Raw genomic sequence first — 21,135 nt, 5'->3', positions numbered from 1 at the left:
GCCATGATGGGCAGAACGATCTTCATCGACCCCGGACGCTGCATCGGCTGCCAGGCCTGCGTCTCCGCCTGCCGCGAATGCGATTCGCACCGCGGCAAGTCGATGATCCACCTGGACTACACCGACCCCGGCATGTCCGTCGCCTCCCTTCCCACGGTGTGCATGCACTGCGAGGACCCGGTCGCGCCCTGCGCCGAGGTCTGTCCCGCCGACGCGATCCTGGTGACCGCCGACGGTGTGGTGCAACAGGCCGACACCACCCGCTGCATCGGCTGCAGCAACTGCGTCAACGCCTGTCCCTTCGGGGTCCCGAAGATCGACCTCCAGGCGAAGCTCCAGATGAAGTGCAACCTCTGCTACGACCGCACCGCCTACGGCCTGGCCCCCATGTGCGCCACGGTCTGCCCCACCGGCGCCCTGTTCTACGGAACCCTGGAGGAACTCCAGGCCGAGCGCCCCGGCGTCCAGGTCGCCGATTCCTTCGCCTTCGGCGACGTGGTCGTCCAGACCGGCGTGGCGATGGTCGTGCCCGCCGACAAGGTGCAGTGGCCCGTCCCGGGCGGGCTCCCCGTCGTCGAGATCAACGGAGTGGATGTCCGATGAGCGTCACCGAACAGCCCGCTCCCGCGCCGGGCGGCGACCACGGCCCCGATACGGGGGTGGACGCCGCCGCCGAGCAGCTGCGCGACCGGATCAGCGCCGACTCGCTCACCACCCGGCGCGACTACCTGCGCATCGTCGCCACCGTCTCCGGCGGCCTGGCCATCGGCGGGGTGGGCGTCGCCGCGGGCATCCTGCACCGGCACGGCGACAACGAGACGCTGCCCAAGGCCAAGAAGGTCGCCGACCTGCTCCCGCCGGGGGAGGCCGTGGCCTTCCGCTTCCCCGGCGACGACGACCGGGCCGTGGCCGTACGCCTCAAGGACGGCAGCCTCGTCGGCTACTCCGCCGTCTGCACCCACCTGGCCTGCGCGGTGCTGTGGCGCGAGGACCGCGGCGTCGACGGGGAGCTCTACTGCCCCTGCCACGAAGGAGTCTTCGACGCCCGCACCGGTGAGGTCACCGCGGGCCCGCCGCCCCGCCCGCTCCCCAAGGTCTTCCTGAGCGAGGAGGTCGACGGGAGCATCTGGGCCGTGGCCACCGCCCGGTCCGGAGAGCCGGCCAAGGACGCCCTGTGCCGGCAGTTCGGCGACGCCCGCCCCGAGATGGCCGCCCGGTTGGGCTGCCCGGGCGGCGACCGCGCCACCGAGAGCAGGCGGACATGAGCGACCCCCAGCTGCCTCCCCCGCCCGACTACCGGCCGGGCAGCGCCCAGCCCCGGCTCAACCGGCCGGTCCGGGAGCGCTACCCCCAGATCCGCGCCACCAGCGGCTACGGCGACCCGCGCATCCGGCACACGGGTCCCGGCCCGGGAGCCGGGACCGAGCAGGAACCGGAGCGTTCCTCGAAGCTCAACGCCCGTCTCGTCCTGGCCCTCACCGTGGTGATCGGCCAGCTCTGGGCGCTGACCGTGACCGTCAACGAGTGGATGAAGGGAAACACCCACACGGCCTGGTGGGGGGCGGGATTCCTGTTCCTGTCCTTCCTGGTCGTGCTGGGTCTGTGGATCCTCGACCCGAAGGACCGATGACCATGTCCATACCCACCCCCGTCACACCGGCGCCCCGTTCGCACCGGGCCGAGAGCTACAAGCCCGGCTCGACCATCGCCGACTGGCGCCCCGAGGACGACGCCTTCTGGCAGTCCACCGGCCGCAAGGTGGCCCAGCGCAACCTGTGGATCTCGATCCCCGCGCTGATGCTCGGCTTCGTGGTCTGGCAGGTCTGGTCGGTCACCGTCGTCAAACTGGGCGACGTCGGCTTCGGCTTCTCCAAGTCCCAGCTCTTCTGGCTGACCGCCATCCCCGGCATCACCGGCGGCACCTTCCGGATCCTGTACACCTTCATCGGGCCGATCTTCGGCGAGCGGAAGTTCACCGCGCTCAGCACGCTGGTCCTGGTCGCCCCGATGCTCTGGCTGGGCTTCGCGCTCCAGGACACGGGCACCCCGTACTGGGAGCTGGCCCTGATCGCGGCGGTCTGCGGCATCGGCGGCGCCAACTTCGCGTCCTCGATGGCCAACATCGGCTTCTTCTTCCCCAAACGGGAGAAGGGCAGCGCCAACGGGCTGAACGGCGGCCTCGGCAACCTCGGCGTCAGCGTGGTCCAGCTGGTCGCCCCGCTGGTGGTCACCGCGGCCGTGCTCGGCGCACCCGCCGGCGGCCCGCAGCACGACGCCAAGAAGAACACCGACATCTGGCTCCAGAACGGCGCGTTCCTCTGGGTGCCGCTGCTGGTCATCATGGCGCTGCTCGCGTGGTTCCTGATGAACGACCTGAAGGTGGCCGCGGCCCCCTTCAGCCAGCAGAAGATCATCTTCAAGCGCAAGCACAACTGGCTGATGACCTGGCTCTACGTCGGCACCTTCGGGTCCTTCATCGGCTTCGCCGCGGGCCTGCCGCTGCTCATCAAGAACAACTTCGAGACCCAGGGCTACCAGGCCACCACCTATGCCTGGATCGGACCCTTCGTCGGCGCGATCATGCGCTGGGCCGGCGGTTGGCTCTCGGACAAGATGGGCGGCGCCAGGGTCACCATGCTCTCCTTCGTCGGCATGGCGGCCGCGCTGGTCGTGGTGATCTTCGCGCTGCCCTCCGGCGGCGACCAGGGGAGCTTCTGGACCTTCTTCATCGGCTTCCTGGTGGCCTTCTTCTTCTCCGGCCTGGGCAACGGTTCGACCTTCCGGCAGATCCCGGTCATCTTCCGGGACCAGCACGCGAAGGAGGCCGAGGGGCGGGGCCCCGAGGCGCAGGCTGCGGCCCTCAAGCAGTCCGAGATGGAGGCGGGCGCGGTCACCGGCTTCTCCTCCGCGATCGCCGCCTACGGCTTCTTCTTCATCCCGGCGATGTTCGCGAACCTCCAGGTGACGACCGCCCTGTGGATCTTCATCGGGTTCTACGCGACCTGCCTGGCCGTCTGCTGGTGGTTCTACGCCCGCAAGGGTGCCGAGGCGCCCAGCTGAGCCGCCGCGGGGGCGGCCGTACCCTTGAGGCATGAGTACCGCCCCCGCCTCCGGCCCGCAGTCGCCCCAGCCCGCCGGGACCAGGCCGAAGCCGAAGCCGAAGCTGGACTTCGGCGACCCGCTGGACCGGCAGTCCTCGGACGACACGGACCGGGGCTGGGGAGAACGGCCCCCCGCCGCGGACAGCGCGGCCGACCTGGCCCGCTTCCTCGACGAGAAGCCGCCGCACCACATCTGAGTCAGGCCGAGCCGTCCCGGCCCTGACCGGCCGCGCCCCCGCCCCGCTGGGAGACGAGCGCGTCGCGGATCTCCTTGAGGACCTCCAGCTCGCTGATCTCCATGGTCTCCTGGACGCCTTCCTTGGCCCTGCGCCGCTGCTCCTGCTTGGCGAGGTACTTCGCCATCGGCAGCACCATCAGGAAGTAGACGACGGCCGCGGTGATCAGGAAGCTGAGCGTCGCATTCAGCACCGAGCCCCACATGATCGGGATGCCGGAGACGACCTCGCCCGTCGCGTTGGTCTCGCAGGGGCTCTTCAGGCAGGACGAGTACTTGTCCAGGTCCTTCGTGCCGATCGCGCCGACCAGCGGGCTGATGATGCCCTTGACCACCGAGTTCACGATGTTCGTGAACGCCGCACCGATGACCACGGCCACCGCGAGGTCGACCACATTGCCGCGCATCAGGAAGGCTTTGAAGCCTGCCAGGAGGCCGGGGTTCTTCTCGCTCACCACTGCATCTCATTTCGCTCGTACTGCACTCGGAGCCAACCGTTCCGAAAACTACGGCAGTCCGGGCCCGGCCTGTCCAATCGGTGCGCACCATCAGGCGACTTGATCGGGTGTGTGTACGAGTCAGCATCGGGTCACGGCCAATCGCGCCACCGTGCCCGTGCCCACGAGGGCCCGCGCGGTGTCCCGGGGCACGGACAGGACCACCAGCGCCCCGGCGTCCCCCACGCCCCGCTCCCCGGGCGGCACTTCGGCGACCCGGGCCGCCTCCGCCAGCACCCGCGGCGGACCGTCCCGTTCCGCGGCCACCACGTCCACCCGGTCCCCGACCCGCAAGAGCTTGACCGTCGCCGCGTCCGCGATCCGCACCGGCGCCGAGACCAGGGGTGCGGGAACGGCCCGCCCGGCGGCGGAGGCCACCGGGGGCGGTGGTGGAGACGCGGCCCGCGAGGCCCTGGCCTCGGCCCCGGCGGCGGCGGCCAGCGCGGCCGCCGCCACGGCGAGCCCCGCGCCCACCACCCGCCGCCTGCGCCGCACCGCCCTGCGCAGCCGGTCCCCGCTCCGGCCCACCCGGAGCGGGGCGAAGGCCGGAACGGCGTGCACGGGTCCGCAGACGGTGGCAGAGCCGCGGTCGGTGGCGCTGCCGACACCGGCGGCGCCGGGGGAAGAGGAGGAGGAACGAGCGTAAGGAGAAGCGGACATGACCGTCACACCCTTCGTCAGGTGAGCCCGGACGATCTGCCCGGACCCCCCTGACGATCCGCCCGTCCGCCGGATCCCGCTCCGGCCTGTGGACGATCCCCAGGTTGTGGACAACCCCGTCACCCACACGAGCGATCCCGCCCGCCGCCGCGTTCCTGCCGCCGCGATCCGGCCCGCCGCCGCGTTCCTGCCGCCGCGATCCGGCCCGCCGCCGCGCTCCTGCCGCCGCGATCCGGCCCGCCGCCGCGCTCCCGCCCGCTACGGCAGTTCGATGCCCAGGTCCCAGCCGTCGTGCGCGTGCGTGCACAGGCAGTCGCGCGACTCCGTCGCCGGGAGGGCCGCCACCGCGTCGAAGAGGACCTCGCGCAGCCGGCCGACGTTCTCGCCGAAGACCCGCAGGACCTCGGTGTGGGACACGCCTTCGCCGGTCTCCGCGCCCGCGTCCAGGTCGGTGACCAGGGCCATCGAGGCGTAGCAGAGGCCCAGTTCGCGAGCGAGGACGGCCTCGGGGTGGCCCGTCATGCCGACCACCGACCAGCCCGCCGCCGCGTGCCAGCGGGATTCGGCGCGGGTCGAGAAGCGCGGCCCCTCGATGACGACCATGGTGCCGCCGTCCACCGGCTCCCAGTCCCGTCCCCGCGCCGCGGCCAGGGCGGCCGCGCGGCCCACGGGGCAGTACGGGTCGGCGAAGGTGGTGTGCACGACGTTCGGGACGGATCCTCCCCCAGAGCCTCCGGCCTGGGAGGTGCCCCCCGGCAGCGGCTCGCCGTCGAAGAAGGTCTGGACGCGGGACTTCGTACGGTCGACCAGCTGGTCGGGGACGAGCAGGGTGCCCGGGCCGTACTCCGGGCGCAGGCCGCCCACCGCGCAGGGGCCGAGCACCTGGCGGACGCCCACGGAGCGCAGGGCCCAGAGGTTGGCGCGGTAGTTGATCTTGTGCGGCGGGACCTTGTGGCCCCGGCCGTGGCGGGGCAGGAAGGCGACCTGGCGGCCGGCCAGCTCGCCGAGGAAGAGGGAGTCGCTGGGCTTGCCGTACGGGGTGTCCACCTCGATCTCGGTCACGTCCTCCAGGAAGGAGTAGAAGCCCGAGCCGCCGATGACACCGATCTCTGCGTTCGCCATGGCCCCACCCTAAAGGCAGCCCGCCGAACCCTCGCGGGGGGTTGTGGATCACTCGTGCGGGGGACCCGGGGAGCGGACGCACGAAGGGCCCCGCCGCCGGTGGTGACCGGTGGCGGGGCCCTTCGCTAAGCGTGGTGCTGCACGGCACGTGGTGCCGCGCGGAACGACGTCAGGCGGCGGAGGTGGTGCCGCTGCTGGAGGAACCGCTCGACGACGAGGTCGAAGTCGACGACGTCGAGGAGGACGACGAAGCCGAGGCCGCCGGAGCGGACGCGGTCGTCGAGGACGCGGGCTTGGAGGCCGGCGTGCTGCTCGACGAGGAGCCGCGGCTGTCGTTCCGGTAGAAACCGGAGCCCTTGAAGACGATGCCGACCGCGGAGAACACCTTCTTCAGGCGTCCGTCACAGCTCGGGCACACGGTCAGTGCGTCATCGGTGAACTTCTGCACGGCCTCAAGGCCCTCACCGCACTCGGTGCACTGGTACTGGTAGGTCGGCACGAATTTCCTCCTGGCACTCTCACTCAATGAGTGCTAACGACGTTCCATGGTGACGTATTCCGGCCGATCAGTCCACCGTCACCGGTACGCGGTGACCGACGACACGCTCGTTCACCCGGGCGGACGGCCCCGACGTCGACGTGTTCGAGGGGCTCTGCGACGAGCTGATGACCCGGCTCGGAGCCTTCGGCGCCAGCTTGGAGCGCAGCGCCAGCAGGGTCAGCAGCGCCAGCGCGGTGGCCGCCGCCGGGACCAGGAACCCGTACGAGGATCCGTGGGCGTCGGTCAGACGGCCCGCGACGGTCACCGCGGCGGCCTGCCCGAAGGCGACCGCTCCGGTCAGCGCCGTGAAGGCCTCGGTCCGCGAGGCGGCCGGGACCAGCTGCTCGATCATCGTGTAGCCGGTGATCAGGGCCGGGGCGATGCACAGGCCGACGACGAGGCCGAGCGCGCCGAGCAGGAAGACCGAGTTCACGGTCCACAGCACCGACGCGGCGGCGGTCAGGCCGACGTAGCCGAGGATCAGGCGCCGGCGCGGTCCGATCTTCCAGGCGATCGTGCCGCAGGCGATGCCCGCGATCATGTTGCCGCCCGCGAAGATGCCGTAGAGCAGGCCGTTCGCGCCCGGGTTGCCGATCTCCTCGGAGAAGGCGGCGAGCGAGATCAGCATGCCGCCGAAGACGGCGCCGATGCCGACGAAGGCGACGATCAGGACGCGGAGCCCCGGGAAGGACAGCGCCGAGGCGTGCTTCTCGCCACCCGCGAGGCGGGGCACCGGCTTGGGCTGGGTGCCGCGCTGCGCGGCGAAGAGCAGGCCGCCGATGAGGGTCAGGCCCGCCTCGGTGAGCAGACCGGCCGACGGGTGGACGGTGGTGCACAGGAAGGTCGCGAGCACCGGGCCGACGACGAAGGTCAGCTCGTCGGTGACGGACTCCCAGGCGGCGGCCGTCGACAGCAGCGGCGAGCCTTCGAGCTTGGCGGCCCAGCGGGCCCGGACCATCGGGCCGACCTGCGGGACCGAGGCGCCGGCCGGGACCGCCGCGAGCGCGAGGGCCCACAGCGGTGCGTCCAGCAGGGCCAGCGAGGTCAGGCCGACGACGGACGCGGCGTGCACGATGACGGTGGGGATCAGGACGGCGCTCTGGCCGCGCCGGTCGGCGAGCTTGCCGATCTGCGGGGCGAACAGCGCCATCGAGATGCCGGTGACGGTGGCGATGATGCCGGCGTCACCGAAGGAGCCGGTGGTGTGCTGGACGAGCAGGACGATGCCGATGGTGAGCATCGCGAAGGGCTGCCGTGCGGCGAAGCCGGGGATCAGGAAGCTGAGGGCACCGGGCGTGCGCAGGAGCTGGCCGTAGCCGGGGCGGGACTTCTCGGTCGTGACCGCGGATGTCACGGCCTTGCCTTTCCGCTGCCTGGTAGAACTCCCCGACTGCGGACGGTGCGGCGCCTTGTGAGCGAGTCGCACCCGTACATGTGGGAGCCCCGAGAGCTGTCCTCTTGCGCCGAACCGAGTGATACCTGGGCGCCCCACTGCGGGAGGGTGCCACGGCCGCCGAGCGGTCGCGCCAGCTCTGCGTCAGACAGAGTTGGTTCGATATGGTGTGCCTTCATGGTACAGGCACACCGCCCATCGCGCCCTGTGATTGCGGCGACATCGCATCTCTTCACCTGCGATTAACGGGAACTTCGCCTTCCGCTCCCCCTGAAAACAGGGCAGAACCAGCCACTCGGCATCGAACCTGTCCTATTTCGGACCCCGGTGGGTGACCGCGGTCGACCCACCCGTCCCGAGCCAGCCCGCCAGCTTGCCGCCCCGGGCCACCGCCCGCAGTCGGACCTCCGTGGCGTCGCGCACCGGATCCGTCGCGACCACCAGCAGCTCGTCCCCGCGCCGCAGCACGGTGGCGGGCAGCGGTACGAAGCTCTTCTCGTCCCGCACCACCAGCGTGACGGCGGCCCCGGCGGGCAGCCGCAGCTCGCTGACCTCGACGCCGTTCATCCGCGAGCCCTCGGGTATGCCGAAGGACAGCAGGTGTCCGCGCAGCCGCTCCAGCGGCGCCGATTCGATCCCGAGGTCGGCCGCCCCGGGCCCCTGGTCGCCGAGCTTGAGCGTGCGGGCCAGCCAGGGGAGCGTCGGCCCCTGCACCAGGGTGTAGACGACGACGAGCACGAAGACGATGTTGAAGACCCGGTCGCTGCCCTCGATCCCGGACACCATCGGGATGGTGGCCAAGATGATGGGGACGGCGCCGCGCAGCCCCGCCCAGGACATCAGGGCCTGCTCCTGCCACGGCAGCCGGAAGGGCAGCAGGCTCAGGAAGACCTCCAGCGGGCGCGCCACCATCGTCAGCACCAGGCCGATGATCACCGCCGGCCAGAAGTCGTTGACCAGGTCGTGCGGGGTGACGAGCAGGCCCAGCAGCACGAACATGCCGATCTGGGCGATCCAGCCGAGCCCGTCCGCGAACCCCCGGGTCGCGGGCCAGTGCGGCAGCTTCGCGTTCCCCAGCACCATCGCCGCCAGGTAGACCGCGAGGAAGCCGGAGCCGTGGGCCATCGCCCCGGCCGCGTACGCCGTCACGGCGATCGCCATCACGGCGATCGGGTAGAGGCCGGAGGCGGGGAGCGCCACGTGCCGCAGGCCGTAGGCCCCGAGGAAGCCCACGGTCAGGCCGATCGCGACGCCGATGGCGAGTTCGAGGGCGATCTTCCCGAGCAGTACGTACCAGTCGTCCACCGGCCCGACCGTGGCGAAGGCGACGACGAGGATCACCACGGGGGCGTCGTTGAAGCCGGACTCGGCTTCCAGGACGCCGGTCACCCGCGCGGGCAAGGGCACCTTGCGCAGGACGGAGAAGACGGCGGCGGCGTCCGTCGAGGAGACGACGGCTCCGATCAGCAGCGCCTGGCGCCACTCCAACCCCACCAGGTAGTGCGCCCCGGCGGCCGTGACGCCCACGCTGACCGCGACGCCGACCAGCGAGAGCACGATCGCGGCGGGCAGGGCCGGCTTGATCTCTTTCCACTTCGTGCCCAGACCACCCTCGGCGAGGATCACCACGAGGGCCGCGTAGCCGATGACCTGCGTCAGCTCCGCATTGTCGAAGACGACGTTGCCGATGCCGTCCTGGCCTATCGCGATGCCTATGCCGAGGTAGATGAGCAGACTGGGGAGCCCGCTGCGCGAGGAGATGCGCACCGCCGCGACGGCTATGAGCAGCACGAGCGAGCAGACCAGCAGAAGCTCATTGAGCTGGTGGACAGTCAGCGGGCGATCCTTCCCTCGGAGCGCCTGCCGGATCGTTGCTCCGGCGGCAAGTACTTCGTTACCTTACCTAATATTTGACGATTTCTTGACGGTCTACTCACATTGTGAAACGGCCATCGCCCCTGCTGCCAGCCGCCGGGACCCCTCGCGGATCACTCCCGGGCGCCCTGCGCCTATGGTTGCTCCAGCACTCCAGGACCACCCTGCCCCGCGAAGGACAGCGATGCCCGCCAAAGAATCCGCCCCTTCCGTCAAGAAGAAGGGACGACGCGCCCGTCTGATCGTGCTCACGCTGGTGCTGGCGCTCGTCGCGGGCCTTGGCTACGGGGCGTACTGGAGCGCGGACACGCTGCGCGCTTCCTACCCGCAGACGACCGGCACCCTCAAGCTCGCCGGACTCACCGCGCCCGTAGAGGTCAAGCGCGATGCCAAGGGCATCCCGCAGCTCTACGCCGACACCGACCAGGACCTCTTCCGCGCGCAGGGCTTCGTGCACGCGCAGGACCGGTTCTGGGAGATGGACGTACGCCGCCACATGACCTCCGGCCGTCTCTCCGAGATGTTCGGGGCCGGCCAGGTCGAGACCGACGCCTTCCTGCGCACGCTGGGCTGGCGGCAGGTCGCGCAGAGCGAGTACGACACCAAGCTCTCACCCGAGACGAAGAAGTACCTCCAGGCCTACGCCGACGGGGTCAACGAGTACCTCAAGGGCAAGTCCGGCAAGGACCTCTCCGTCGAGCACGCCGCCCTCAAGCTGAGCGACGACTACAAGCCCGAGCAGTGGACCCCGGTCGACTCCGTGGCCTGGCTCAAGGCGATGGCCTGGGACCTGCGCGGCAACATGCAGGAAGAGATCGACCGCTCGCTGATGACCGGCAAGCTCACGCAGGCCCAGATCGACGAGCTGTACCCGCCGTACCCCTTCGACCGGAACAAGTCGATCGTCGACGGCGGCAAGGTCGACGGCGGCAAGTTCACCACCCAGGGCGGCTCGGGCACGGCCTCGACCTCCGGCACGGGCTCGACGTCCGGCACGGGTACCGGCACCGGCACCGGCACCGGCACGGGCACGGGTACCGGCACCGGATCCACCTCCTCCGGCCCCGCCGCCAACGGATCGAACACCTCCGCCAACACCAGCGCCGTGGACAACACCACCGTCCAGGGCGCCAGCGCGGGCCTGCGCAACCAGCTCACCTCGCTGGCCTCGACCCTGGACCAGATCCCCGCCCTGCTCGGTCCCAACGGCAGCGGCATCGGATCGAACTCCTGGGTCATCGGGGGCAAGTACACGACCACCGGCAAGCCGCTGCTCGCGAACGACCCGCACCTGGCCCCGCAGCTGCCCTCGGTCTGGTACCAGATGGGCCTGCACTGCCGGACGGCCTCGGCGTCCTGCCAGTACGACGTGGCCGGCTTCTCCTTCTCCGGCATGCCCGGCGTGGTCATCGGCCACAACGCCGACATCGCCTGGGGCATGACGAACCTCGGCGCCGACGTGACCGACCTCTACCTGGAGCAGATCAAGCCCGAGGGCTACGTCTACGACGGCAAGGTGCTCCCCTTCACCACCCGCGAAGAGGTCATCAAGATCGCGGGCGGCACCTCGAAGAAGATCACCGTACGGACCACGAACAACGGTCCGCTGGTCTCCGACCGCAGCGACGAGCTGGGCACCGTCGGCGCCCGCGCCCCGGTCGGCGGCACGGCCCCCGACCGCGGCAACGGCTACGGCGTCGCCCTGCGCTGGACCGCCCTGGACGCGGGCAAGTCGATGGACGCCGTCTTCAAGATGAACCGGGCGAAGGACTGGCCGAGCTTCCGGGCCGCCGCCGCCGACTTCGAGGTCCCGTCCCAGAACCTGATCTACGCCGACAACAAGGGCGCGACGGGCAACATCGGCTACCAGGCCCCGGGCAAGATCCCGCTGCGCACCACGGGCGACGGTCGGATGCCGGCGCCGGGCTGGGACTCGAAGTACGGCTGGAAGGGCTACGTCCCGCAGAACGAGCTGCCCTCCGAGTTCAATCCGCAGCGCGGCTACGTCGTCACCGCCAACCAGGCGGTCATCGAGAGCGGCACCGGCGCGGGCAAGTACCCGTACACGCTGACCACCGACTGGGGCTACGGCGCCCGCAGCCAGCGGATCAACGACCTCATCGAGGCGAAGATCAAGGACAGCGGCAAGATCTCCACCGACGACATGCGCACCATGCAGACGGACAACAGCAGCGAGATCGCCACGCTGCTCGCCCCCATGCTGACCAAGATCCCCGTCTCGGACCCGGACGTGCGTTCCGCCCAGAAGCTGCTGGAGGGCTGGAACTACACGCAGGAGCCCGACTCGGCGGCGGCCGCCTACTTCAACGCGGTCTGGCGCAACATCCTCAAGCTGTCCTTCGGCGACAAGATGCCGAAGGAGCTGCGGGTCAAGGGCAGCTGCATGAACGTCAAGGGCAACGGCACGGGCCCGGCGGACGACCTCGCCACGGTGGTCCGCGAGTGCGGCGAGCGCGACTCGGACTCGGCGCAGCCCGACGGCGGCGACCGTTGGTTCGAGGTGGTCCGCAAGCTGGTCAAGGACGAGAAGTCCGCCTGGTGGCAGTCGCCCGCCCTGTACTCGGACAAGGCGACCACCACCCGCGACGAGCTCTTCGCGCGGGCCATGAAGGACGCCCGCTGGGAGCTGACGGCCAAGCTCGGCAAGGACCAGTCCAGCTGGAGCTGGGGCCGGCTGCACCAGCTGACGCTGAAGAACCAGACGATCGGCACCGAGGGCCCCGGCTTCATGAAGTGGCTGCTCAACCGCGGTCCCTGGAACCTGGGCGGCGGCGAGGCCACGGTCAACGCCACCGGCTGGAACGCCTCCAGCGGCTACGACGTGACCTGGGTCCCCTCGATGCGCATGGTCGTGAACCTCAACGACCTCGACAAGTCGAAGTGGATCAACCTCACCGGCGCCTCGGGCCACGCGTACGCCGACCACTACACCGACCAGACGGACATGTGGGCCAAGGGCGAGCTGCTGGACTGGGCCTTCGGCAAGGAGGCGGTCGCCAAGGCGACGGTCGAGACGCTGACGCTCAAGCCGTGAAGCCCTTCTCGGGGCCCCTTCTAAAGGGCTCCTTCTAGGGGCGCAAGCGGCGCACCCCCGACGGGGTGACCACGGCGTGCACGGGGTGGTCGTGCGGTTCCTCCGGGACCCGCGCGACCACCTCTTCGTCGTAGAGGAGCACGACCAGCGCCGGATGGGCGTCCGCGCGCTCCAGCCGGGCGAGCACCCGGTCGTACGAGCCCCCGCCGCGCCCCAGCCGCATCCCGCGCCCGTCCACCGCGAGCCCGGGCAGCAGCACCGCGTCCGCGCCGGTGACCGCGTCGGGACCCAGCCGCGGGCCGGCCGGCTCCAGCAGGGTCATCTTCCCGGCGCGGGCGGCCGCGGCCAGGCTCGCGGGGCCCTCGTACGCGGCCCAGTCGAGGTCGTTGTCCGGGAGCAGGACGGGCAGCAGCACGCGGACCCCGCGCCCGCGCAGCGCGTCGAGCAGGTCCCGGGTGCCGGGTTCGGAGCCGATGGAGACGTACGCGGCCACGGAGCCGGCGTCGGCCAGCTCGGGCAGGTCGAGCGCCCGCTCGGCCAGCGCGCGGGCCGACCTGCGCAGGGTCTCGTCGGGCAGGGCGCGGCGGGCGGCCAGAAGTGAGCGCCGCAACTCCGCTTTATTGGAACGGTTCTGTACCACAGCTGGTTCTCAGACCCTTCTATTTCAGGACAAGTGCGGAACAATTCACCCGGGTGTTCGCAAGACGTTCAGAGCCACCGACTATCGTTCTGCCCATGACTCAGTTGCACCCCGTGATCAAGAAGGCCGTCATCCCGGCCGCGGGCCTCGGCACTCGCTTCCTCCCGGCGACGAAGGCCACCCCGAAGGAAATGCTCCCGGTTGTGGACAAGCCGGCCATCCAGTACGTGGTCGAAGAGGCAGTCGCGGCCGGTCTCGACGACGTCCTCATGATCACTGGGCGTAACAAGCGGCCCCTGGAGGACCACTTCGACCGCAACTACGAGCTGGAGTCGGCCCTGATCGCCAAGGGCGACGACGACCGGCTCAAGAAGGTCCAGGAGTCCAGTGACCTGGCCACCATGCACTACGTCCGGCAGGGCGACCCGCGCGGACTCGGTCACGCCGTGCTGTGCGCCGCCCCGCACGTGGGCGACGAGCCCTTCGCCGTCCTCCTCGGCGACGACCTGATCGACCCGCGCGACCCGCTCCTCCAGCAGATGGTCGACCTCCAGCAGCGCACCGGCGGCACCGTCATCGCGCTCATGGAGGTGGACCCCCGGTCCATCCACCTCTACGGCTGCGCCGCCGTGGAGAAGACCGGCGACGACGACATCGTCAAGATCACCGGCCTCGTCGAGAAGCCGGACGCGGACGAAGCGCCCAGCAACTACGCGATCATCGGCCGGTACGTCCTCAGCCCCGCGATCTTCGACATACTGCGGGAGACCGAGCCGGGCCGCGGTGGGGAGATCCAGCTCACCGACGCCCTGCAGAAGCTGGCCGCCGACGAGTCCATCGGCGGCCCGGTGCACGGCGTGGTCTTCCGGGGCCGTCGCTACGACACCGGGGACCGCGGGGACTACCTGCGGGCCATCGTCCGCCTCGCGTGCGAGCGCGAGGACCTGGGCCCGGAGTTCCGCACCTGGCTTCACAGTTACGTCACGGAGGAGATGTAGCACCTTGACCAGTTCAGCACCGCAGGCCACCGACCAGCAGCGTCTGTGGTCGGTCGACGAGCACCTCGCGGACGTCCTCGCCGCGATCCGACCGCTGGAGCCGATCGAGCTCCAGCTGCTGGACGCCCAGGGCTGTGTCCTGGTCGAGGACGTCACCGTGCCCGTCGCCCTCCCGCCCTTCGACAACAGCTCCATGGACGGGTACGCCGTCCGTGTGGCCGACGTCCAGGGTGCGGGCGAGGAGTTCCCCGCGGTGCTGACGGTCATCGGGGACGTCGCGGCGGGCAGCGGGAAGCTGCCCACCGTGGGCCCCGGCGAGGCCGCCCGGATCATGACCGGTGCCCCGCTGCCCCCGGGCGCGGAGGCCGTCGTACCGGTCGAGTGGACCGACGGCGGTACGGGTGGCGGCGCGGCCGCGGGGATGACCCCGGCCAGCGAGGCCCCCGAGGGCGCGCGCGGCGAGGTCCGGGTCCACCGGGCCGCCGAGGCCCGCGCCCACGTCCGTGCGCGCGGCAGCGACGTACAGGCGGGCGACCTCGCGCTGCGCGCCGGGACCGTGCTCGGCCCGCCGCAGATCGCCCTGCTGGCCGCCATCGGACGCGGCACCGTCCGGGTGCGCCCGCGCGCCCGGGTCGTCGTCATGTCCACCGGCAGCGAGCTGGTCCAGCCCGGCGAACCGCTGACCGAGGGCCGGATCTACGACTCCAACAGCTTCGCGCTGGCCGCCGCGGCCCGGGACGCCGGAGCCATCGCCTACCGGGTCGGCGCGGTCGCCGACGACGCCGACACCCTGCGTTCGACCATCGAGGACCAGCTCATCCGGGCGGACATGATCGTCACGACGGGCGGCGTCAGCGTCGGCGCGTACGACGTGGTGAAGGAAGCCCTGACGTCCGTGTCCACCGGCAGCGCGGGCGTCGACGGCGTGGACGGCGCTGCCGGCGAGGGCGACGTCGACGCCACCCGGGTCGACTTCCGCAAGCTGGCCATGCAGCCCGGCAAGCCGCAGGGCTTCGGCACGGTCGGCCCCGACGCGACCCCGCTGCTCGCGCTGCCCGGCAACCCGGTGTCCTCGTACGTCTCCTTCGAACTCTTCGTCCGGCCGGCGATCCGGGCCCTGATGGGCCTGCCCGCGGCGGACCCGCACCGCCCGGTGGTCCGCGCGGTGCTCGAAGCCGACGAGGCGCTGCGCTCGCCGGGTGGGCGCCGCCAGTTCCTGCGCGGCAAGCACGACCCGGAGCGGGGGACCGTGAGCCCGGTCGGCGGATCGGGCTCGCACCTGATCGCGGCGCTCGCGCACGCGGACTCCCTGATGGTGGTGCCGGAGGACGTCACCTCGGTGGAGCCCGGCAGCGAGCTGGAAGTGGTCCTGCTCGGCTGAACCCCGCCCGGTGCGGGTAGCGTGTTGCACCACACAGGCCCTTGCGGGGCCCGGACGGGAGCGGCACGCACTTATGAGCACGCAGAGCAGGCTGACGCACATCGACGAGGCCGGCGCGGCCCGCATGGTCGACGTCTCGGAGAAGGACGTCACGACGCGGACGGCCCGCGCGAGCGGACGGGTGCTCGTCTCGCCCCGGGTGATCGAACTGCTGCGGGGCGAGGGCGTGCCCAAGGGCGACGCCCTGGCCACCGCGCGGATCGCCGGGATCATGGGGGCCAAGCGCACCCCGGACCTGATCCCGCTGTGCCACCCCCTCGCCGTCTCGGGCGTCAAGGTCGACCTGTCGGTGACGGACGACGCCGTGGAGATCCTGGCCACCGTCAAGACCACCGACCGCACGGGCGTCGAGATGGAGGCGCTGACGGCCGTCGCGGTCGCCGGACTCACCGTGATCGACATGGTCAAGGCCGTCGACAAGGGCGCGGTCATCACCGACGTCCGGGTGGAGGAGAAGACCGGCGGCAAGTCCGGCGACTGGAACCGCGCGTGAACCCCCCGCGCGGCGGCGAGGTCCACAGTCACAGTCACAGCCACGGCCCGGTCGCGGACGTCTCCGGCGCGCCGGAGGGCGAGCGGGCGCCGTTGCGCGCCCTGGTCGTCACCGCCTCCAACCGCGCCTCGCGGGGCGTGTACGCCGACAAGGGCGGCCCGTTGCTCGCGGACGCCCTGGCCCGGCTCGGCTTCGCGGTGGACGGCCCGCGCGTGGTGCCCGACGGCGACCCCGTCGAACAGGCCCTGCGCGAGGGCGTGGCCGCCGGGTACGACGTCATCCTCACCACCGGCGGCACCGGGATCTCGCCCACCGACCGGACCCCGGACGCCACCGCTCGGGTCCTGGACTACGAGATCCCCGGCATCCCGCAGGCGATCCGCGCCGAGGGCCTGGCGAAGGTGCCGACCGCGGCCCTGTCCCGGGGCCTGGCGGGCGTCGCCGGGCACACGCTGATCGTCAACCTGCCGGGCTCGACCGGCGGCGTACGGGACGGCCTGAGCGTCCTGGACCGCATCCTGCTCCACGCCGTCGACCAGATCCGGGGCGGCGACCATCCCAGACCCGGGAGCCCGAGCTGAACGGACCCACCTGGCCGGTGGTGCTGGCGGACGGCGATGTCACGCTCCGGCCGATAAAAGTCCGTGACCAGCGTGCCTGGCGCGAGGTGAACCGGCGCAACCGCGAGTGGCTGCGGCCGTGGGAGGCCACCATTCCGCCGGCCGCGCCCTGGGGCCCGGCCGTGCAGCGGCCGACGTACCGCCAGATGGTCCGCCACCTGCGGGCCGAGGCGAACGCGGGCCGGATGCTGCCCTTCGTCATCGAGTACCAGGGCCGCCTCGTCGGGCAGCTGACGGTCGCCGGCATCACCTGGGGCTCCATGTGCGCCGGCCACGTCGGCTACTGGGTGGACCGCGACGTGGCCGGGCGGGGCGTCATGCCGACCGCGGTGGCGCTGGCGGTGGACCACTGCTTCCGCCAGGTCGGGCTGCACCGCGTCGAGGTGTGCATCCGGCCCGAGAACGGGCCGAGCCGGCGGGTCGTGGAGAAGCTCGGCTTCCGCGAGGAGGGCATGCGGCCGCGCTACCTGCACATCGACGGCGCGTGGCGGGACCACCTCGTCTTCGCGCTGACGGCGGAGGAGGTGCGGGACGGATTGCTGAACCGCTGGCACCGCGAACGTCACGGGCACGCTCCGCCGCAGAAATAGCGCCGGCGCCGGGCGGTCAATGGTCGCCATTGGCAACCAAGACCCGCTTATTCGAATAAGGGTTCGAATAAACGCCGGAGTTTCCATAACCTGATCCGAAGAATCACAAAAAAAGTCCGTGATATCAGCCGGATCGTGCGACACACCGGCCCAATTGGCGGATGCCTCCGGCCGTACCCCTCTACGGTGTGGGGTGTGAGCAGCAGCGGCCTCATCTACGCAGTCATCGTGGGGGCCTGGGCCGCCTACTTGGTGCCCATGTGGCTCCGGAGGCAGGACGAGCTGAACGAGGCCCGTCCGACGGAACGCTTCTCCACCGCCATCCGGCTGCTTTCCGGCCGGGCGGGAATGGAGCGCCGTTACGCCAAGGAGCTGCGTGAGCGCGGTGACGAGGAGGCGGAAGCCCGGCACCACGCGGACCCGGACGCCGCGACGGAGAAAGTGAATTCCGTCGACGCCGACGCCCGGGTCAATGCCGTGCCCAGAACCAGGGCGGAACCGCGGAGCGCGACCGCCGAACGGGCGGACCGCGCCGAGCGCGCCCGGCGCGAACAGCGCCTCCAGGTCCTCGCCCGGCGCCGGCGCACCACCGCGATGCTCTTCCTCGTCTTCACCCTCGGCGCGGTCGTCGCCGCCGTCGGCGGGCTGCGCTACCTCTGGGCCCCGGCGGTCCCCGCGATCCTGCTGAGCGCGTACATCGTGCACCTGCGGGTGCAGGAGCGGCGGCGGTTCGTCTTCACCATGGACCGGCGCCGCGCCGAGACCGCCGCCCGGCGGCTGCGCGAGAACCGCCCCCGGCGCCGCGAACCCGAGGCCGCCGCGGGCTCCGAACCGGACCCCGCGCCACCGGTCTCTCCGCAGGAGGCCGGCCGGCGCGCCCTGGTCGAGCAGACCGACCACGCGGAGTGGGTGGACCAGCAGCGCGAGCGTGAGCGGGGCCCGGCGCGCGGCGACAGTTGGGAGCCGGTCCCGGTCCCGCTGCCGACGTACGTGACGGCCCCCGTGGCCCCGCGGGCCACCGGCCCGGCGTCCCCGGACGCCTGGAGCTCCTCGCGCTCCAGCGCGGCGGAGCCGACGGAACCCCGCCTGCGCGCCCAGCAGCCGCACCAGCAGACGGCGCCCCACGCGGCCGTCCCGGACCCGCGCGCGGACCAGAGGGCGACCCCGCCGACCCCGCGCCGCAGCCGCGACCGCGGCCGCACTCCGCTCTTCGACCAGTACGAGGGCGACGACCGCCCGCGCGCCGCGAACGAGTGACGTGACCTGCGGGACAACGGATTTCCGTGCACCCCGGATGGGATGCTAATGTTTCACACGTCGCAAGGGCCTGTGGCGCAGTCTGGTAGCGCACCTCGTTCGCATCGAGGGGGTCTGGGGTTCAAATCCCCACAGGTCCACAAACGACAGTTCGCGGGTTGCTCCCGAGAACGTCATGAGATCCCGTCCGGTCGAAAGACCGGGCGGGATCTCGGCGTTTGTGGCCGAGATCCCGGTGAGCCGCGATGCGGCGGAGCCGTGCAGGTGGTGGCTGACCCCGCCGGCGAAGCCGGAGTTGACCTCGGGCGCGGGTAACGGGCCCTCGGCGAGGCGCACTCGGCGTACGTGTGCCGGGAGCACAGGCGGGGGCAGGGTCTAGGTCGTGCGGTACGTCACCGGGAGTTCGACCAGGCCGCGGGCGCGGGTGGACGGGCGCCACCGGGGGTGCGGGGCGGCCAGGCGCAGCTCGGGGAAGCGGTCGAGGAGGGCGGCCAGGGCGATCTCGGTCTCGGCGCGCGCGAGGGGGGCGCCCAGGCAGTAGTGGATGCCGTGCCCCAGGGCCAGGTGGCCGGAGGCGTCCCGGTCGATGTCGAGCGCGTCGGGGCCCTCGAAGCGCGCGGGGTCGCGGTTGGCGGCGGCCAGGGACAGCAGGACCGTCTCGCCCGCGGGGACGGTGGTGCCTCCGATGGACACGTCGGTGGTCGGGAAGCGGCGGATCGCGACGAGCGCCGGCCCTTCGTGGCGCGCGAGTTCCTCCACGGCCGCCGGGAGCTTCGACGGGTCCCGGCGCAGCCGGGCCAGCTGCTCGGGGTGGCTCAGGAGGGAGTGGACCGCGTTGCCGATGAGCTGGACGGTGTTCTCGTAGCCGGCGATGAGGATCAGGAAGGCGAGCGAGACCAACTCGTCCTCGCTCAGCCGGTCCCCGTCGGTGTCCCGGACGGCGATCAGGTCGGACAGCAGGTCGTCGGCGGGGTGGCGGCGCTTGTGCGCGACGAGTTCGACGAAGAAGGCCAGCATCGCCCCCACCGCCTCCTTGGCGGCCGCGGGGCGGGCGGGGTCCGGGGCGACGAGCGCGTCGGTCCAGGCGCGGAAGTCCGTGCGCCGCTCCTCGGGCACGCCGAGCAGTTCGCAGATGACGGTGATCGGTAGCGGCGCCGCGTAGGCCGGGATCAGGTCCGCGGTGCCGTGCGGGCCGAGGGCGTCGAGGAGGCGGTCGGCGGTCCGGCGGACGGGGGCCCGTAGCTCCGCGACCCGGCGGGGGCCGAAGGCCCGGCCCACGAGCTTGCGCAGGCGGGTGTGGTCGGGCGGATCCATGTTCAGCAGGTTGGCGTCGAGGGCGGGCGGCAGCGAGAAGCCCTGGTAGCCGCCGCCCGTGGAGCTCTTCTTGTCGAGGGAGAGGCGCGGATCCGCGAGCGCCGCGCGCACGTCGTCGTAGCGCGTGACCAGCCAGACGGGTCTGCCGCCGGGCCCGGGGCCGGGAACGCGGTGCACCGGGGCCGCGTCGCGCAGGTGCCGGTTGGTGACGTGCGGATCGCCGACGGACTCGCCCTGGAGGTTCATGCAACCCACCCTAGGGCGGCCCGGATCGGGGCCGGAGTCCGGCTCCGGCGGGTGCGGGCGGTCAGCCGCACTGCCAGGTGAAGGCGGCGCGGTCGAAGCGGCGGGCGGCGAGGTCTTCGGGGCGGATCATCCAGTACAGGGCGCCGCAGTCGCCCCACATCATGTCGGCGGCGTCCTCGCTGTCGAACTGGGCCAGCAGCACCCAGCGCTCGACCTCGTCGGGCATCCGCGGGTCGTCCCAGGCGGCTCCGTCGCCCAGGGCGGCGTGGGCGACCTCCATCTCCACCGGGTTCTGCACGGCGTGCGCGTGGCCGCCGATCTGGTGGCCGACGTCGCCGTCGAAGTCCCAGATCGCGTCCAGGAACGGCTCCTTGCACACCGGGTGGTCGTACGCCTTGCCGAAGGCGGCCCGCGGGGCGAAGGCCCGCTGGGCCCTGGGGTGCCAGGGTTCGGTGGCGGTCATCGTCGGCCGGGCCGTCAGGTGCACGACGGGGTACGCGCTCAGCCCGGGCGGGGCCGGGCGCTCCACGGCATCGGCGTCGGCGGGGACGTGGAGCACGCGGGCGCCCGCCTGGCTGTCCGGGTCGTCGGCCAGGACCAGGGCGTCGCCGTCGTCCAACTGGCCGTCGAAGTAGAAGAACAGCAGGGTCCCGTCGGTGGGGAGCGCGATGTCGAGGCCGTCGGCGGGCAGCCCCGCGCAGTCGACGGAGGCGACGAAGGACAGCGGTCCGTGCCCCTCCCAGGTCGGCCATTCGACTCCGGCCGGGAGCAGCGGCAGTCCGCCGAGGCGGCCGATGGCGGCGTCGCCCGTGCCGACCGCCGCTTCGAGGCGCACCCCGGGGCGCAACAGTTCCATCCATCGGTCGGCCACGTCGGCGGGGAGGTGCTGCTGGGTGAGGTCGCGGAAGGCCGCGGTGGTTCCGTGCGTCATGGTTCGATCATGGCGTAGGGCACTGACAGGGGGGTGGGGGCGCGGGGGCGCTGGGCGCCTTCGGGGCTCCGCCCCGGACCCCGCGCCTCAAACGCCGGCGGGGCTGGATGTGGCTCGGCGGGGGTG

The 21,135-nt window shown here is 71.8% G+C and carries 21 protein-coding genes and 1 tRNA gene; 13 read left to right on the top strand and 9 right to left on the bottom strand.

The annotated features are described in order from the left end of the window. Positions 1-3 precede the first annotated feature (3 nt). The 5 genes from ACZ4UB_RS07080 to ACZ4UB_RS07060 are packed head-to-tail and all read left to right on the top strand — an operon-like array spanning position 4 to position 3,298. Entirely contained in the window at positions 4-603 is a 600-nt protein-coding gene (locus ACZ4UB_RS07080) for a 4Fe-4S dicluster domain-containing protein (RefSeq protein ID WP_385779410.1), read from the top strand. Then, a complete protein-coding gene (locus ACZ4UB_RS07075) occupies positions 600-1,265 on the top strand; it encodes a Rieske (2Fe-2S) protein (RefSeq protein WP_468068780.1) in 666 nt (221 codons plus the stop codon). The genes ACZ4UB_RS07080 and ACZ4UB_RS07075 overlap by 4 nt, the downstream gene beginning before the upstream one ends. Next, entirely contained in the window at positions 1,262-1,630 is a 369-nt protein-coding gene (locus tag ACZ4UB_RS07070; protein ID WP_354380479.1) for a DUF6755 family protein, read from the top strand. Before ACZ4UB_RS07075 ends, ACZ4UB_RS07070 begins: the two co-directional genes overlap by 4 nt. A 2-nt stretch (positions 1,631-1,632) precedes the next feature. After that, a complete protein-coding gene (locus tag ACZ4UB_RS07065) occupies positions 1,633-3,060 on the top strand; it encodes a NarK family nitrate/nitrite MFS transporter (RefSeq protein ID WP_468068779.1) in 1,428 nt (475 codons plus the stop codon). A 31-nt stretch (positions 3,061-3,091) separates the two neighbouring features. After that, a complete protein-coding gene (locus tag ACZ4UB_RS07060) occupies positions 3,092-3,298 on the top strand; it encodes a hypothetical protein (RefSeq protein WP_354380481.1) in 207 nt (68 codons plus the stop codon). Position 3,299: 1 nt separating this feature from the next. Here the strand turns inward: ACZ4UB_RS07060 and mscL are convergent, their stop codons facing one another. The 6 genes from mscL to ACZ4UB_RS07030 all read right to left on the bottom strand — a co-directional run bounded on the left by mscL (position 3,300) and on the right by ACZ4UB_RS07030 (position 9,418). Continuing rightward, a complete protein-coding gene (gene mscL / locus ACZ4UB_RS07055; RefSeq protein ID WP_468068777.1) occupies positions 3,300-3,791 on the bottom strand; it encodes a large conductance mechanosensitive channel protein MscL in 492 nt (163 codons plus the stop codon). Between the two features lie 123 nt (positions 3,792-3,914). Then, positions 3,915-4,493, bottom strand: coding sequence for a hypothetical protein (locus ACZ4UB_RS07050; RefSeq protein WP_468068775.1), 579 nt, complete (start codon positions 4,491-4,493; stop codon positions 3,915-3,917). Between the two features lie 258 nt (positions 4,494-4,751). Further along, positions 4,752-5,615, bottom strand: a complete 864-nt coding sequence (locus ACZ4UB_RS07045; RefSeq protein ID WP_468068773.1) for an S-methyl-5'-thioadenosine phosphorylase — start codon at positions 5,613-5,615, stop codon at positions 4,752-4,754. A 169-nt stretch (positions 5,616-5,784) separates the two neighbouring features. Beyond that, positions 5,785-6,114, bottom strand: coding sequence for an FmdB family zinc ribbon protein (locus tag ACZ4UB_RS07040; protein WP_468068771.1), 330 nt, complete (start codon positions 6,112-6,114; stop codon positions 5,785-5,787). Positions 6,115-6,181: 67 nt separating this feature from the next. Next, positions 6,182-7,510 (bottom strand): MFS transporter, encoded by a 1,329-nt coding sequence (locus ACZ4UB_RS07035; RefSeq protein ID WP_468068769.1) that lies wholly within the window; start codon positions 7,508-7,510, stop codon positions 6,182-6,184. A gap of 351 nt (positions 7,511-7,861) precedes the next feature. Continuing rightward, positions 7,862-9,418: a potassium/proton antiporter gene (locus tag ACZ4UB_RS07030; protein WP_468068933.1), complete on the bottom strand. Its 1,557-nt coding sequence runs from the start codon at positions 9,416-9,418 to the stop codon at positions 7,862-7,864. 190 nt (positions 9,419-9,608) lie between these two features. On the opposite strand from ACZ4UB_RS07030, the gene ACZ4UB_RS07025 reads away from it, so the two are divergent. Then, a complete protein-coding gene (locus ACZ4UB_RS07025) occupies positions 9,609-12,479 on the top strand; it encodes a penicillin acylase family protein (protein ID WP_468068767.1) in 2,871 nt (956 codons plus the stop codon). A gap of 34 nt (positions 12,480-12,513) precedes the next feature. Here the strand turns inward: ACZ4UB_RS07025 and ACZ4UB_RS07020 are convergent, their stop codons facing one another. After that, on the bottom strand, positions 12,514-13,119 hold the full coding sequence (locus ACZ4UB_RS07020) for a 5-formyltetrahydrofolate cyclo-ligase (protein ID WP_468068765.1): 606 nt from the start codon (positions 13,117-13,119) through the stop codon (positions 12,514-12,516). 95 nt (positions 13,120-13,214) lie between these two features. Between ACZ4UB_RS07020 and galU the strand changes: the two genes are divergently transcribed. The 7 genes from galU (at position 13,215) to ACZ4UB_RS06985 (ending at position 18,658) form a co-directional block, all read left to right on the top strand. Further along, the gene (gene galU, locus ACZ4UB_RS07015) at positions 13,215-14,117 is read left to right on the top strand and encodes a UTP--glucose-1-phosphate uridylyltransferase GalU (protein WP_354380489.1); all 903 of its coding nucleotides are present in this window, start codon (positions 13,215-13,217) and stop codon (positions 14,115-14,117) included. A gap of 4 nt (positions 14,118-14,121) precedes the next feature. Next, positions 14,122-15,498 carry a molybdotransferase-like divisome protein Glp gene (glp, locus tag ACZ4UB_RS07010; protein ID WP_468068763.1) on the top strand — a complete coding sequence of 459 codons (1,377 nt, stop codon included), beginning with the start codon at positions 14,122-14,124 and terminating at the stop codon, positions 15,496-15,498. Between the two features lie 73 nt (positions 15,499-15,571). Then, positions 15,572-16,051 carry a cyclic pyranopterin monophosphate synthase MoaC gene (gene moaC / locus ACZ4UB_RS07005; RefSeq protein ID WP_330330888.1) on the top strand — a complete coding sequence of 160 codons (480 nt, stop codon included), beginning with the start codon at positions 15,572-15,574 and terminating at the stop codon, positions 16,049-16,051. 92 nt (positions 16,052-16,143) lie between these two features. Continuing rightward, the gene (locus ACZ4UB_RS07000) at positions 16,144-16,632 is read left to right on the top strand and encodes a MogA/MoaB family molybdenum cofactor biosynthesis protein (RefSeq protein WP_354380554.1); all 489 of its coding nucleotides are present in this window, start codon (positions 16,144-16,146) and stop codon (positions 16,630-16,632) included. Positions 16,633-16,649: 17 nt separating this feature from the next. Next, positions 16,650-17,261 (top strand): GNAT family N-acetyltransferase, encoded by a 612-nt coding sequence (locus tag ACZ4UB_RS06995; RefSeq protein ID WP_468068759.1) that lies wholly within the window; start codon positions 16,650-16,652, stop codon positions 17,259-17,261. A 195-nt stretch (positions 17,262-17,456) separates the two neighbouring features. After that, a complete protein-coding gene (sepX, locus tag ACZ4UB_RS06990) occupies positions 17,457-18,518 on the top strand; it encodes a divisome protein SepX/GlpR (protein WP_468068756.1) in 1,062 nt (353 codons plus the stop codon). Positions 18,519-18,584: 66 nt separating this feature from the next. After that, positions 18,585-18,658: transfer RNA gene (locus ACZ4UB_RS06985), tRNA-Ala, on the top strand. A 235-nt stretch (positions 18,659-18,893) separates the two neighbouring features. Here ACZ4UB_RS06985 and ACZ4UB_RS06980 read toward each other — a convergent pair. Both ACZ4UB_RS06980 and ACZ4UB_RS06975 read right to left on the bottom strand, forming a co-directional pair. Further along, positions 18,894-20,078, bottom strand: a complete 1,185-nt coding sequence (locus ACZ4UB_RS06980) for a cytochrome P450 family protein (RefSeq protein WP_468068752.1) — start codon at positions 20,076-20,078, stop codon at positions 18,894-18,896. A gap of 61 nt (positions 20,079-20,139) precedes the next feature. Continuing rightward, the gene (locus ACZ4UB_RS06975; RefSeq protein WP_468068750.1) at positions 20,140-21,009 is read right to left on the bottom strand and encodes a YwqG family protein; all 870 of its coding nucleotides are present in this window, start codon (positions 21,007-21,009) and stop codon (positions 20,140-20,142) included. Positions 21,010-21,135 lie beyond the last annotated feature (126 nt).

The organism is Streptomyces sp. NPDC028419, from assembly GCF_055565515.1.
Note: the sequence above shows the minus strand (reverse complement) of the source record. Positions and strands in the feature narration are given on the sequence as shown.

Coding starts and splice junctions, on each gene's coding strand:
- ACZ4UB_RS07080 (WP_385779410.1), top strand. CDS start 4: ATGATGGGCAGAACGATCTTCATCGACCCCGGACGCTGCATCGGCTGC.
- ACZ4UB_RS07075 (WP_468068780.1), top strand. CDS start 600: ATGAGCGTCACCGAACAGCCCGCTCCCGCGCCGGGCGGCGACCACGGC.
- ACZ4UB_RS07070 (WP_354380479.1), top strand. CDS start 1,262: ATGAGCGACCCCCAGCTGCCTCCCCCGCCCGACTACCGGCCGGGCAGC.
- ACZ4UB_RS07065 (WP_468068779.1), top strand. CDS start 1,633: ATGTCCATACCCACCCCCGTCACACCGGCGCCCCGTTCGCACCGGGCC.
- ACZ4UB_RS07060 (WP_354380481.1), top strand. CDS start 3,092: ATGAGTACCGCCCCCGCCTCCGGCCCGCAGTCGCCCCAGCCCGCCGGG.
- ACZ4UB_RS07050 (WP_468068775.1), bottom strand. CDS start 4,493: ATGTCCGCTTCTCCTTACGCTCGTTCCTCCTCCTCTTCCCCCGGCGCC.
- ACZ4UB_RS07045 (WP_468068773.1), bottom strand. CDS start 5,615: ATGGCGAACGCAGAGATCGGTGTCATCGGCGGCTCGGGCTTCTACTCC.
- ACZ4UB_RS07025 (WP_468068767.1), top strand. CDS start 9,609: ATGCCCGCCAAAGAATCCGCCCCTTCCGTCAAGAAGAAGGGACGACGC.
- galU (WP_354380489.1), top strand. CDS start 13,215: ATGACTCAGTTGCACCCCGTGATCAAGAAGGCCGTCATCCCGGCCGCG.
- moaC (WP_330330888.1), top strand. CDS start 15,572: ATGAGCACGCAGAGCAGGCTGACGCACATCGACGAGGCCGGCGCGGCC.
- ACZ4UB_RS06980 (WP_468068752.1), bottom strand. CDS start 20,078: ATGAACCTCCAGGGCGAGTCCGTCGGCGATCCGCACGTCACCAACCGG.
- ACZ4UB_RS06975 (WP_468068750.1), bottom strand. CDS start 21,009: ATGACGCACGGAACCACCGCGGCCTTCCGCGACCTCACCCAGCAGCAC.